Consider the following 13,818-nt stretch of genomic DNA (forward strand, 5'->3'; position numbering starts at 1 on the left):
AGTTTTCAAAGGTCTTTGTCACTCAATCTCTCTCAAGCGACAACTATATTAGTATATCACAGCTGCTGATCTATGTCAACACTTTTTTGAAACTTTTTTTACTTTTTTCGTCCCTGCGATACACCCATAGTCCGTACGGGATTCGAACCCGTGTTACCGCCGTGAAAAGGCGGTGTCTTAACCCCTTGACCAACGGACCTGGAGTTTTTCAACTCTTTCTATTATACCTACTTTTTTTCCTTTGTCAAGAACTTTTTTAATCTCCTATACAAATTTTTCTATGATAATAGAAAAGAGCCAGTTTAACTGACTCTCTCTATTTTGTTTGCCAATTAGTCGCACGTTCCTCTCCCCACCAGTACGGGATCAATTCGGCAACTTTGATTGTTTTTCTTGTTTTGTAGTCCATCATGAACTCTGCTTCTTTATTTTCAGCATTCAATTCTAAGAGAAATTCTCTGCATGCGCCACAGGGCATACCTGATCCTTCGCCGTAGGGAGGTTTATCTCGAAAGGCGAGGATTTTCTTAACTTTAGTTTGTCCCGAAAATTGATACATATTGAAGAGAGCCGCTCGTTCTGCACAGAGATGAAAAACACCACAAGTGCCCTCCATACAAAATCCTGTGAATATCTGACCATCTTCTGCTTCTACCGCAGCAACAACATGGTTAGCATAAACAAAGTCAGAAACTTCATGAGGATTGTATAAGGTTCGTGCTTCTTCGTACATCTTTTCCCATGTATCCATCGGAAGTCCTTTCTATTTAGAAATCTCTTTGAGCATGTTCTCGATATGCTGGATAGATTTCTCACGACCTAATAGGTAAATGGTATCTGGCAACTCTGGTCCATGCATTTCACCTGATACAGCAATACGAATAGGCATGAAGAGATTTTTCCCTTTGATACCTGTTTCTTTTTGGACTGCTTTGATTTGTGGGAAGATGTTTTCTGTCACAAATTCATCGTCTGTCATAGCTTCCAGTTTTGCTTTGAAGGCTTCTAAAACAACCGGAACGGTTTCTCCTGCCATGACCTCGCGCTCAGCGTCTGTCAACTCTGGGAAGTCTGAGAAGAAAAGGTCTGTCAATGGGACGATTTCATCCACTGACTTCATTTGTGGTTTGTAAAGTTCAACCATTTTTTCAGCCTTGTCAGTCAAGCGTCCTGCTTCTTCTAGATAAGGTTTAGCCATTTCAAAGATAGTAGCAAGATCGGCTCTCTTGATGTAGTCGTTGCTCATCCAGTCTAGTTTCTTCTGATCGAAGGCTGCTGGTGACTTGCTGAGACGATTTTCATCAAAGAGCTTGATGAGTTCTTCGCGAGAGAAGATTTCGTCTTCACCACCAGGATTCCAACCGAGTAGGGCGATAAAGTTAAAGACCGCTTCTGGAAGGTACCCTTTCTTACGGTAGTCTTCGATAAACTGAAGGGTGTTGGTGTCGCGTTTAGACAATTTTTTACCCGTTTCAGAGTTGATGATCAAAGTCATGTGACCGAACTCTGGAGCTTCCCAACCAAGAGCCTCATAAACCATAAGCTGTTTGGGTGTGTTGGCGATGTGGTCATCTCCACGGATAACATGAGAAATCTGCATATCGTGATCATCGATGACAACGGCAAAGTTGTAAGTTGGGTAACCATCTTTCTTTTGAATTACCCAGTCGCCACCAATATTGCTACCTTCAAACTCGATATCACCTTTGACCATATCATGCCATTTATAGATACCTGACTCATTAACCGCCAAGCGAACAGTTGGGATGATCCCAGCTGCTTCACGTTCTGCGATGTAAGCCGCTTTTTCTTCTTGGCTCATGCCGAGATATTCATTGATGTAACGAGGTGTTTCACCAGCTGCTTCCTGACGTTCGCGTTCAGCTGCCAACTCTTCTTCTGTAACATAAGATTTGTAGGCTTTTCCTTCGGCTAGCAATTGGTCGATATATTTTTGATAGAGTTCCAAACGCTCAGACTGGCGGTAGTTTTCATGAGTTTCTGGGCTTTCATCCCAATCCATGCCTAACCAACGAAGGTTTTCAAGCTGTGAACGTTCTCCGTCCTCGACATGGCGCTTACGGTCAGTATCTTCGATACGGATGATAAAAGTTCCACCATGATGGCGTGCGTAAAGGTAGTTAAACAATGCTGTACGGGCATTTCCGATGTGTAGTAGTCCTGTTGGACTTGGTGCGTAGCGTACGCGGATATCTTTTGACATAGTTTCTCCTATAAAGTCTCTAGGCGTCTGCCTTTTTGCTTTCTATATTATATCACAAGTCTCGCTTGAGTCCAATGTCTATGAATAAAGAGAGTAAAAAGAGTGGTCAAGCCACTCTTTTCTTCTATTATAGACGTGCGTTAAGCTCTTTACTCAATTCTTCAAATCCTGGTTTTCCAAGAAGGGCAAACATGTTACGTTTGTAGGCTTCAACACCTGGTTGGTCAAATGGGTTGATGGCATTCAAGTAACCTGAAAGGGCAATTGCCAATTCGAAGAAGTAGATAGTGTATCCAAGAGTGAAAGCATCTTGCTCTGGAAGAGTTACGTACATGTTTGGCACGTCACCGTCAGTGTGGGCAAGAAGAACACCGTCAGTTGCTTTTTTGTTTACAAAATCAACGTCTTTTCCTTGAAGGTAACCAAGTCCATCAAGGTCTTCTTCCAAACTAGGAATGATCACGTTCTTACGTGGTTTGTCAACACGGACAACTGTTTCAAACATGATACGAGTTCCTTCTTGGATAAATTGACCAAGTGAGTGCAAGTCAGTTGAGAAGTTAGCTGAAGTTGGGTAAATACCTTTTTGGTCTTTCCCTTCTGACTCACCAGCCAATTGTTTCCACCATTCTGAGAAGTATTGAAGTGATGGCTCGTAGTTTACCAAGATTTCAGTAGCGTAGCCTTTACGGTAAAGGATGTTACGAACTGCTGCATATTGGTAAGCTTCATTTTCAGCAATCTTATCTGAAGTGTAGTCTTTACGAGCTGCGTTGGCACCTTCCATAAGGGCTTTGATATCAGCTCCTGACGCTGCGATTGGAAGCAAACCAACTGCTGTCAATACTGAGAAACGTCCACCGATGTCGTCTGGAACTACAAATGTTTCCCAACCATTAGCATCTGCTTCAACCTTAACAGCACCTTTTTGGCGGTCAGTTGTAGCATAGATACGTTTGTTGGCTTCTTCTTGCCCGTATTTCTTAACCAAGAGTTCTTTAAAGACACGGAAAGCAATCGCTGGTTCAGTTGTTGTCCCTGATTTAGAAATCACGTTTACTGAGAAGTCTTTGTCAGCTACGTACTCTACCAAGTCAGCAAGGTAAGTAGATGAGATTGAGTTTCCAGCGTAAAGGATTTGTGGGGCTTTGCGTTCTTCTTTTGTTTGCAAGTTAGCAAAGTGGTGGTTCAAGAAGTCGATGGCTGCTTTGGCACCAAGGTAAGATCCACCGATACCGATTACAACCAAGACATCGCTATCTGACTTGATTTGCTCAGCAGCTTTCAAGATGCGGTCGAATTCTTCGCGGTCATAATTTTCAGGAAGGTCCAACCAACCCAAAAAGTCGCTACCCGCACCAGTTCCTTTACGAATCAATTCGTCTGCAGCTGTTACTTGTGCTTGCATGTACTCCACTTCATGTGGGGCAACAAATTTGTCTAAAACTTTTGAATAATCAAATTTAATATGTGACATGATAATCCTCCAATATTTCTTCTTTTCTATCATAACGCTTACCTTTGATTTTTTCAAGCTTTTTTATTGAATTTGCCCAATTTTTATCATAATTCAAACGTTTGCGTAAAAATGCTAAAATATAAAAAATCTGAAAGGACGAATAAAAACGGCTAGAGACTCTAACCGTTACAATTCATTTAATAAATACTCAAACAGTTCTAAATTGCCGTCTTCTTCATTGATCAGGAACTCTGGATGCCACTGCAAACCAATGATACGATGCTCGTCGATAGACTCAATCGCTTCGATGGTCTGGTCTCTTGGATCAATAGCTGTCACACGGAAATTAGGTGCCAAATCTTTAATACTTTGTCGATGGACTGAGTTGACCTGACTTTCTCTGCCAAACAACTTGGCCACCACGCTTCCTTCTACTGTCTCAATAGAATGAGATGTTCCAAAAGGCAAACCTTGCCAGTGACCTTCAATTTCTTGGTGGAGAGTGCCGCCAAAAGCAACATTGACCAGCTGGACCCCACGGCAGATTGCCAAAATGGGCTTGTCCTGACGAAGGGCTTCTTTCAAGAGGGCTAATTCAAACTCATCTCGCACTAGGTTGTAATCATCGCTCTCAATGGTTTTTTTCTCTCCATAAAACTGGGGATGGACATTTTGCCCACCTGTCAAGATGAGTTTGTCAATCATTTCTACATAATCGCGCACAATGGACTCATCTCCTACAGGAATCACTAAAGGGAGACCTCCGACTTGACGAATGCTCTCTGCAAATTTACAGGATACAGATGAGTGAATGTTTTTCCCTTCTGCATCTACAGGACATAGATTTGCAGCAACTCCTACAACCGTTCTAGCCATGATGTGTCTCCTTTCGATTTTCTTGCGACAGTCTTATCTTATCACTCCAACCCTTTTCTGTCTAATATGTTTTTTTAAAGACTGTGATAAGTATTTTTTATGGATAAGAAAAAGCTGCCCAACGAGGACAACTTCTTTTTTATTCGAAGACAAATTGATTGTGATACAGTTCTGAGTAGAAACCGCCAAGTTTGAGCAACTCGTGATGATTTCCACGCTCAATGACCTCTCCATCTTTGAGGACAATAATCTGATCAGCATTGAGGATGGTTTTGAGACGATGGGCAATGACAAAACTGGTTCGACCTGCTACTACTGCCTCCATGGCATGTTGAATCTTACTTTCTGTTACGGTATCGACATTGGAAGTCGCTTCATCTAAGATTAAGACTTGAGGATCAGTCATCAAGGTTCGCGCAATGGAAATCAATTGTTTCTGCCCAGTCGAGAAGATATTTTGCTCATCATCAATAAGGGTATCATACTTATCAGGCAAGCTTTCGATGTAGTCATGAATATGAGTTGCCTTGGCAGCTGCTTCGACCATTTCCTGACTGGCATCTGGCACACCAAAGCGGATATTGTCCCGAATCGTTCCACTAAACAAGACCGAATCCTGCAAGACAATCCCGACCTTGCTCCGCAGGCTGTCCAAGTCGTAGCCACGAATGTCTTTGCCATCAAAGGAAATGCTACCTGCATCCACATCGTAGAAACGATTGATGAGGTTCATGATGGTCGTTTTCCCTGAACCAGTCGGACCTACAACTGCTATCATCTGCCCCTTAGGAGCTGAAATGCTAACATCTTTTAAAATCGGCTTGTCTGGCACATAAGAGAAATCAATGTGACTGATTTCAACGCCTTCTCGCAATTCCGTAAAGGCAGGGGCATTTTGCGGGCGAATCTCTTCTTCTGCATCGAACATTTCTTGGATACGATCCGCTCCAGTAAAGGCCAACTGAAGACTTCCCCAACTCGCAGCCACCTGGATAATCGGCTGGTAGTACTGCTGAGAAAATTGGGTAAACATGACGATCAAACCTAGGGCTGTCGTTGTTTCGATACTTGGATCGTTCAGCAAGACAGCCGAACCTGCAAAAATGACGATAGCCGTATTGACCAAACTCATCCCATTCATAACTGGAAAGAGGATACCTGAGAACATTCTTCCTTTAAAGGTCGCCTTGCGCACGCGCTCATTTCGCTCCACAAAGCCTGCTACTATGTCGTTTTGAATTCCTTGTACGATAACAGCTTTCTGCCCTGAAATACTTTCGTCCATGTAGGCGTTGAGTTTCCCAACCTCTTTTTGCTGGAGATTGGTGTACTTGCGGGCCATTTTCACGATGAAGACCAGCATGAGAAAGGCCACTGGAGTGCTGGCTACTGTTATCAGGGCTAGCGTCACATTTCTTGAAAACATGACAAAAATCAAACCGACGTAAAGAGCAATATTGCTCATAACCTGAACTAGGCTTTCATTGAAGGCTTGAAGGATATTATCCAAATCACTAGTGAAGCGAGAAAGGATGTCACCATCCTGATGGCGATCAAAGAAAGAAACCGTCAAACGGGAAAGTTTGCCAAAAAGGCCCTTACGCATTTCATTTGTTGACTCGGCAATCACACGGGTCATCAAGGCCATGTAAATCAAACTGGACACTACCAAAACCAGCACAACCAGAGCTAGATTCAGCATCAGAGCTGACAAACTCTGCCAGGCTAGTTCGGAAGTCCCATTTTGATAAGCTAGAACCAGATTAGCGAGCTCCGTCACTGCTTGACCTGAAAAAACTGGAAAGAGGGCTTGGGCAATCGTCGCAATCGCAACCATCAGAATCACAATGACAAAGGAAAGCTTATAAACTTTAAAATAATTCCAGAAAAATCGAACGGTTTTCATTTTATTCCTCCCTTCCCTTTTGTGTTTCGTAGATTTCGCGGTAGACGGCATTGTTAGCTACCAAGTCTGCATGCCTTCCTTCTCCAATCAAGCGCCCTTGGTCCAAGACCAAAATCTTGTCTGCATGGACGACTGAGCTGATTTTTTGAGCGATGATAATGGTTGTTGTCCCTTTCAGGTCTTTGTTCAAAGCTTCCTGCACGAGTCTTTCTGACTTAGCATCCAAGGCCGAAGTCGAATCGTCAAAAATCAGGATACGAGGATTGCTGACAATCCCTCGGGCAATCGACATCCTTTGCTTTTGTCCACCAGAAAAGTTGGTACCACGTTCTTCGACCTGACTTTCAAATTTGTTTTCCATGCGTCCGATAAATTCGCTGGCTTGGGCGATTCGTGCTGCACGTTCCAGTTCGGACACGCTGGCATTGCCTTTTCCTTGACGGAGATTATCTGCAATAGTCCCACTAAAGAGAATAGCACGTTGCAAGACGATGGAAACTGTTTTACGCAAGGTTCCCTCGCTGACGTCTCGAATATCCTTGCCACCAATCTTGATAGATCCCTCCTGTGGATCAAAAAGTCGCGGAATTAACTGGGCAAGGGTAGACTTACCTGCCCCAGTCGCTCCAACCACACCGACCATCTGACCTGGCGCAATTTCAAAACTTACATTCTTAAGCATGGGCTCTTCATCAGTAGGATAAGTGAAGGTCACATTTTCAAAAGAGAGACTTCCTTCTAGATCCTCATCTGGAAGATCCTTAAAAGTCATCGCTGGCTCGGTATCTAGAACCTCACGGATACGCATCATCGAAATCATAGCCCTACTGACAGAATTCCCTAAAAATCCAACCATGACGATTGTAAAGATAATCTGACTGAGATAGTTAACAAAGGAAGCAATAGAACCAACGACTGACGGATCCGACTGAGCCATTCCCGCAACCAACCAGATGGAGAGGAAAACCGCTCCGTACCCAATGAGCATCATAAAAGGTTCCACTACTGAAAAGGCATAGCCAATATAAATATTTTGTCCCAGAAGCTCATCTGAGACCTCAGTAAACTTGTCAAATTGCTCTTTTTCCTGCACAAAGGATTTGACCACACGCACACCACGTAGATTTTCCTTGGCGATGGCATTAATTCGTTCAAGAAGGGTTTGAAACTTGGCAAAGCGTGGCCCCATCATCCCCATCATGATACCTGTAAGCGCAAAAATCAGCACTACCATAAGGACAATTACCCACCAAAGCGAAGGCAGGGTGTGAACCGCTAAGATAAAGGAACCGATAAAAAGCAAAGGAAGACGGAAAAGGATTTGGAAAACCATCATCACCATGTTCTGAATTTGGTTGATATCATTGGTCATGCGGACAACCAGATTCCCAGCATTAAATCGCTCAATGTTGGCATAAGAAAAGGTTTGGATCTTACGAAAAGCATCTTCCCGAAGATCCGAAGATACTCCCTGAGCGATATAAGCTGCAAGAATAACATTGACACCACCTGCAACCAGACCCACGAGGGCTACTCCTATCAACCATGCCCCAATACTATAAATAGCCTCATGTCGGCCAGCCAGTAGAGCATCTAAAACCTCCTGCAAATAGCGAGGTTGCAAGAGTGAGCTCGCAACCATCAAGCCTGTCATCACAAAGGATGCCAAGGCTTGCCATTTATAGGCTTTAATTTTTTCAATCAGCATACTTCCTCCTAATTAGATAGACAAAAGGGAGTGACGAAATTCGCCAGCTCCTCTCATTCTTTCATGTTGATGCTATTCTAGCAAAAAAGAGGAATCTTGTCAAAGGCGTTTTCTTATTATAAATTAGTGCGCTTTCACTCGCAAGTAATGCATGAAAAGGCTTTTTATGGTAAAATGAAAAGAAGAACTCTTAAAAGGAGGAGAAGATGAAGAAACAAACCATCGCTGTCTTGGGTCCTGGTTCTTGGGGAACTGCCCTTTCGCAGGTCCTAAACGACAATGGACACGAGGTTCGGATTTGGGGAAATATTCCTGACCAAATCGATGAAATCAATAGCCAACATACAAACAAACGCTACTTTAAAGACATCCTACTCGACGAAAACATCAAGGCATACCATGACTTGGAAGAAACACTAAAGGATGTGGATGCTGTTTTATTTGTAGTCCCAACAAAAGTAACGAGACTGGTTGCCCAACAAGTAGCAAAGGTACTCAATCACAAGGTTGTCATCATGCATGCCTCCAAAGGCTTGGAACCAGATAGCCATAAACGCCTCTCAACTATTCTGGAAGAGGAAATTCCAGCTGACCTCCGTAGTGACATCGTCGTTGTTTCAGGACCTAGCCACGCTGAGGAAACGATTGTACGGGATATTACCTTGATCACTGCAGCCTCTAAAGATCTTGAAACTGCCCAGTACGTTCAAAATCTCTTTAGTAATCACTACTTCCGCCTCTATACCAATACAGATGTTATCGGGGTTGAAACCGCTGGTGCTCTTAAAAATATCATTGCAGTTGGTGCAGGAGCATTGCATGGTCTAGGATTTGGCGACAATGCCAAGGCAGCCATCATCGCCCGTGGCTTGGCAGAAATCACCCGTCTAGGTGTCGCTCTTGGAGCTAATCCTCTGACTTATAGCGGTCTTTCTGGAGTTGGTGATTTGATCGTAACGGGGACATCTGTCCACTCTCGTAACTGGAGGGCAGGTGACGCTCTCGGTCGTGGAGAATCCCTCGCAGACATCGAAGCCAACATGGGCATGGTCATTGAAGGAATTTCAACGACTCGAGCAGCTTACGAACTGGCTCAGGAATTGGGTGTCTACATGCCAATCACACAAGCCATTTATCGAGTTATCTATGAAGGTGTCAATATCAAAGAAGCAATCAATGACATCATGAACAATGAATTTAAAGCAGAAAACGAATGGTCTTAGACCCTTATGGAAAGGAACATTATGAAACAAAAAGTCAGAAAAGCAGTCATCCCCGCAGCTGGATTGGGAACTCGTTTCCTCCCTGCAACCAAGGCCTTGGCCAAGGAAATGTTGCCAATCGTAGATAAACCAACCATCCAATTTATCGTTGAAGAAGCTCTCAAGTCTGGAATCGAAGATATCTTGGTTGTTACAGGTAAGTCAAAACGTTCTATCGAGGACCACTTCGACTCAAACTTCGAATTGGAATACAACCTCAAAGAAAAAGGGAAAACAGATCTTTTAAAGCTAGTTGATGAAACAACTGGCATGCGCCTGCATTTTATCCGCCAAACTCATCCACGTGGTCTCGGAGATGCTGTTTTGCAAGCCAAGGCTTTCGTCGGAAATGAACCTTTTGTCGTGATGCTTGGGGATGACTTGATGGATATCACTAATGAAAAGGCTGTTCCGCTCACCAAACAACTCATGGATGACTATGAACGTACCCACGCGTCTACTATCGCTGTCATGCCTGTCCCTCACGATGAAGTATCTGCCTATGGGGTTATTGCTCCGCAAGGCGAAGGGAAAAACGGCCTTTACAGTGTTGAAACCTTTGTTGAAAAACCTGCTCCAGAGGACGCTCCTAGCGACCTTGCTATTATTGGACGCTACCTCCTCACGCCTGAAATTTTCCAAATCCTTGAGAACCAAGCTCCAGGTGCAGGAAATGAAATTCAATTGACAGATGCGATCGACACCCTCAATAAAACACAACGTGTATTTGCTCGTGAGTTCAAGGGTTCCCGCTACGATGTCGGAGATAAGTTTGGCTTTATGAAAACGTCCATCGACTACGCTCTGAGACACCCACAAGTCAAAGACGACTTGAAAGACTACCTCATCCAACTCGGAAAAGAGTTAGCTGGAGAGAAATTAAAAAAATAATCTATAACAAAAGAAGAACTAGGATGGTTGACTATCCTAGTTCTTCTTTTATTTGCACTCATCTCATCCCTGTACTTTGCCTATCATCGAAGAAAAGAATCGATAGGTCGAGTAGTTCCCACACTTGTCTCTAATTATTTGCCAAATTTTGTGAAAGCACTATACTTCTGTTTGTTTTTTTATAGAAATAGGAGTATACTAAGTTAGTATAATAAAATAAAAAAAACACCGAATCGGTGCTCACTTTTTCAAGTTGTGTACGGACAAAGCCTTATTTTAACTCGCTGTGTTGTTTCGAATGGTTCAAATTCACATAAAAAGCTACTCGTTTTTTGAGTAGCTTTTTATGTATTTCAAACTTACACATAGCTCATTCCCTTATAGAAAAGGAAAATGGCAAGTGCGATAAAAAGTACGGTTGCTCCGATTCGCTGGCTGGTACTAAACATCCTTTTTTCCCATTTGACTGGAAAGATGACTGCTAGAAAGGCACCGCCTACTGCACCACCAATATGCCCAGCTAGGCTGATTCCTGGAATCAGAACACTTCCAATGATATTTATCACGAAAAGTGTCAGGTAGGATTGCCCCAACTTCTGGATATAGGGGCTGCGAGTTGCGTAACGCAAAACGATAATCGCAGCAAATAATCCATAGAGAGAAGTGGAGGCACCTGCTGCTAGGACTTTCGGTGTGAAAGCAAAAACAAAGAGATTGCCCATCATTCCCGATAAGAGATAGAGAAAAAAGAACTGCCTGGAGCCGAAAATCTCCTCCACCTGTCGTCCAAGAAAGTAGAGTGAAATCATATTGACAATGAAATGCTCCCAACCGATATGTACAAATATAGCCGAAAAAAGACGCCAAATCTGCTCGGGGAACAGGCGAATGATCGGTCCATACATAGCTCCAAACTGAAAAAGAGTTTTTGCCTGATCAAAGTTGATACCCGTAGTAATCAGCATCAGTAGAAATACAAAGCCAGTCACTAGGAGGAAAAAACTAGTCACAGGGTAACGTTTATCAAAGATTTCCTTCATAAATTAGCACCTCCTGAACGGCAATATCATGGTCTTCCGAGTTGAAATCCTGAATTTGACAAGGATAGATTGTACTCATGGTCTGCCCAGCAAAATTCTCCAGATAGCGGTCATAATAACCTCCACCATAGCCAATCCGATAGCCCTCTCTTGTAAAAGCCAAGCCCGGAACATGAATTAAATCAATCTGAGACGGTTCCACCACCTCCAAGTCTCCTTGCGGTTCCAGTAAACCAAAGGAAGTTTTTACCAGTTGCTGCGGATGATAAACCACAAAGTCCATGCGCCCCTTGGGATAGGTTTTGGGTATCAGAACCTTTTTGCCGTCCTTCAGCGCCTGGTCGATTAGTTCCTGCGTTTGAAATTCATGAGGGAAAGAGAGATAGGTTGCGATGGTCTTGGCTTCTTGGTAAAAGGGGTGATTCAAAAATCGTTCTGTTAAAACTCGATCCATAGCAATTTTTTGCTTCTGAGGAACAGCCTTCATTTCTTGCAAGACTTGCTTGCGTAGTTCTGCTTTCATAGACAACACCTCTACTCCGCCGCCTTCTTTTTCAGGAAACTAGATACTGCTTCCACCCCAATAGCTAAGGCCTCTTCTTTAGGACTCATCTGAGGATGATGAAGGGCGTAGGTACTATTGATACCTAGCCAGAACATAACGCCATCTACCTTCGAAAGGAGATAACCAAAGTCCTCACCTGTCATAGCAGGCTCGATATCAATCAACTCAATTCCGTCTTTTTCTTCAAAGAAGTCCATCAGTTCACGCGCCAAGGCTGGGTTATTCTCAACAGGTAGGTAGCCTCCTTGCTTGAGTTCTACTTCGACTTCCATATCAAAGGCTGCTGCAACCCCTTCTGCAACTGTCTTAACTCTTTTTTGTACCAAGAGGCTCATGTCCTGAGTCAAGGCGCGAATGGTTCCGTGTAAAAATGCTGTATCTGTAATGACATTGTTGGTTGTTCCAGCTTGAAAAACACCAAAGGTCACCACTGCTCCCTCGATTGGGTTGACATTGCGGCTGACAACCGACTGCACCTGGGTCACAAAGTAACTAGCAGCCACCAAGGCATCATTGGCCTCATGCGGGAAGGCTGCGTGCCCCCCTTTCCCTTTGAAACGAATCTTCACCTCACAAGTCCCTGCAAAGAGCGTATGGGTATTGGTAGCAATCTGTCCAACCTTTAGATCCGGACGAACATGGAGACCATAAAACTGGTCTGGCAACCAATCTCCAAAAGCACCATCCTCATACATGAGCATACCACCAGCTTCATTTTCTTCAGCAGGCTGAAATAAAAAGAGCAGATTATTCTTGGGTTGTTCCTCAAGTGCACGCTCGAGACAGCCTAAAGCAATGGTCATGTGGAAATCATGACCGCAAGCATGCATGCGACCTTGGTGTTGAGAGGCGAAAGGCAGTCCTGTTTGTTCAACGATAGGCAGACCGTCAATGTCTGTTCGCCAACCAATGGTCCGCTCCGGTTGACTTCCCTGCAAATAAACCAAAATACCTGTCCGCCAAGTACGAACTTGAACAAAATTCTTGCCCGTAGTCAATTTCTCAATCACATCCAGCAAATAAGCCTGAGTCTCGAATTCCTCCAAGCCAATCTCTGGAATCTGGTGTAAATCTCGTCTGGTCTGAATCAAATCTAACATCTATCTGTCCTCCTATATAGCAGAAAGAGGCTGGAAAAAGGGTTCCGCCTCTTTTTTACTTTTACAATTACAAGGTACGAAGCGCATCTTCTAGCGCTGTTTTTTGTTGGGTTTGGGCATCAATCTCTTTGATGATACGAGCTGGAATACCTGCTACTACAACGTTTTCTGGAACATTTTGGGTAACGATAGCTCCTGCAGCGACAACTGAACCACTACCGATTTGGACTCCTTCGATGACCACTGCATTGGCTCCGATGAGAACATTGTCCCCGACACGGACTGGATCGGCACTAGCTGGCTCAATCACACCTGCCAAAACTGCCCCTGCACCAACGTGACTGTTTTTCCCAACGATAGCGCGGCCACCAAGGATAGCACCCATATCAATCATGGTTCCTGCACCGATTTCCGCACCGATATTGATAACAGCTCCCATCATGATAACAGCATTGTCACCAATTTCCACCTGGTCACGGATAATAGCACCTGGCTCGATACGAGCATTGATCGCACGTTTATCTAGCAAAGGAACTGCAGAATTACGAGCATCTTGCTCGACAACATAATCTTGATTTTCTACCAAACCTTCGAGAAGCGGAGCCACATCCTTCCAGTCTCCGAATAGGACATCTCCTAGTTTGACAACAGAGCTAGGCACAGCAGTTGCGAGTTGTCCTTCAAAGGTTACTTTAACACTGGTTTTCTTTTCNGCATTGGCGATAAATTGGATGATTTCTTGGGCATTCATTTTTGTGGCAGTCATAGGCGCCTCCTGGTTCGTTAT

The 13,818-nt window shown here is 43.8% G+C and carries 12 protein-coding genes and 1 tRNA gene; 2 read left to right on the forward strand and 11 right to left on the reverse strand.

Going from position 1 to position 13,818, the window contains the following annotated elements; all coding sequences use genetic code 11:
• Positions 1 to 127: 127 nt before the first annotated feature.
• From D8862_RS06175 to D8862_RS06205, 7 genes are all read right to left on the reverse strand, one after another.
• Positions 128 to 199 (reverse strand) — tRNA-Glu (locus D8862_RS06175).
• A gap of 117 nt (positions 200 to 316) precedes the next feature.
• Complete coding sequence (locus tag D8862_RS06180; RefSeq protein ID WP_125449358.1) at positions 317 to 751, reverse strand: cytidine deaminase family protein; 435 nt, start codon at positions 749 to 751, stop codon at positions 317 to 319.
• Between the two features lie 12 nt (positions 752 to 763).
• Complete coding sequence (gene gltX / locus D8862_RS06185) at positions 764 to 2,224, reverse strand: glutamate--tRNA ligase (RefSeq protein WP_125449360.1); 1,461 nt, start codon at positions 2,222 to 2,224, stop codon at positions 764 to 766.
• A 127-nt stretch (positions 2,225 to 2,351) separates the two neighbouring features.
• Complete coding sequence (locus D8862_RS06190; protein WP_000018243.1) at positions 2,352 to 3,701, reverse strand: glucose-6-phosphate isomerase; 1,350 nt, start codon at positions 3,699 to 3,701, stop codon at positions 2,352 to 2,354.
• A 168-nt stretch (positions 3,702 to 3,869) separates the two neighbouring features.
• Positions 3,870 to 4,559: a gamma-glutamyl-gamma-aminobutyrate hydrolase family protein gene (locus D8862_RS06195; protein WP_125449362.1), complete on the reverse strand. Its 690-nt coding sequence runs from the start codon at positions 4,557 to 4,559 to the stop codon at positions 3,870 to 3,872.
• 139 nt (positions 4,560 to 4,698) lie between these two features.
• A complete protein-coding gene (locus D8862_RS06200) occupies positions 4,699 to 6,465 on the reverse strand; it encodes an ABC transporter ATP-binding protein (protein WP_125449364.1) in 1,767 nt (588 codons plus the stop codon).
• A 1-nt stretch (position 6,466) separates the two neighbouring features.
• Positions 6,467 to 8,173 (reverse strand): ABC transporter ATP-binding protein, encoded by a 1,707-nt coding sequence (locus D8862_RS06205; RefSeq protein ID WP_125449366.1) that lies wholly within the window; start codon positions 8,171 to 8,173, stop codon positions 6,467 to 6,469.
• A 206-nt stretch (positions 8,174 to 8,379) separates the two neighbouring features.
• Between D8862_RS06205 and D8862_RS06210 the strand changes: the two genes are divergently transcribed.
• A complete protein-coding gene (locus D8862_RS06210; protein ID WP_000745019.1) occupies positions 8,380 to 9,396 on the forward strand; it encodes an NAD(P)H-dependent glycerol-3-phosphate dehydrogenase in 1,017 nt (338 codons plus the stop codon).
• 21 nt (positions 9,397 to 9,417) lie between these two features.
• A complete protein-coding gene (gene galU, locus D8862_RS06215; protein ID WP_000811032.1) occupies positions 9,418 to 10,326 on the forward strand; it encodes a UTP--glucose-1-phosphate uridylyltransferase GalU in 909 nt (302 codons plus the stop codon).
• 359 nt (positions 10,327 to 10,685) lie between these two features.
• Here galU and D8862_RS06220 read toward each other — a convergent pair whose 3' ends face one another.
• The 4 genes from D8862_RS06220 to dapD form a co-directional block, all read right to left on the reverse strand.
• Positions 10,686 to 11,366 carry a rhomboid family intramembrane serine protease gene (locus tag D8862_RS06220; RefSeq protein ID WP_125449368.1) on the reverse strand — a complete coding sequence of 227 codons (681 nt, stop codon included), beginning with the start codon at positions 11,364 to 11,366 and terminating at the stop codon, positions 10,686 to 10,688.
• Positions 11,350 to 11,889 (reverse strand): 5-formyltetrahydrofolate cyclo-ligase, encoded by a 540-nt coding sequence (locus tag D8862_RS06225; protein WP_125449370.1) that lies wholly within the window; start codon positions 11,887 to 11,889, stop codon positions 11,350 to 11,352. Before D8862_RS06225 ends, D8862_RS06220 begins: the two co-directional genes overlap by 17 nt.
• 11 nt (positions 11,890 to 11,900) lie before the next feature.
• On the reverse strand, positions 11,901 to 13,031 hold the full coding sequence (locus D8862_RS06230; protein WP_125449372.1) for an N-acetyldiaminopimelate deacetylase: 1,131 nt from the start codon (positions 13,029 to 13,031) through the stop codon (positions 11,901 to 11,903).
• Between the two features lie 67 nt (positions 13,032 to 13,098).
• Positions 13,099 to 13,797 carry a 2,3,4,5-tetrahydropyridine-2,6-dicarboxylate N-acetyltransferase gene (gene dapD / locus D8862_RS06235; RefSeq protein WP_125449374.1) on the reverse strand — a complete coding sequence of 233 codons (699 nt, stop codon included), beginning with the start codon at positions 13,795 to 13,797 and terminating at the stop codon, positions 13,099 to 13,101.
• Positions 13,798 to 13,818: the final 21 nt, after the last annotated feature.

It is taken from the genome of Streptococcus oralis, from assembly GCF_003942585.1.
GTDB lineage: Bacteria > Bacillota > Bacilli > Lactobacillales > Streptococcaceae > Streptococcus > Streptococcus oralis_BE.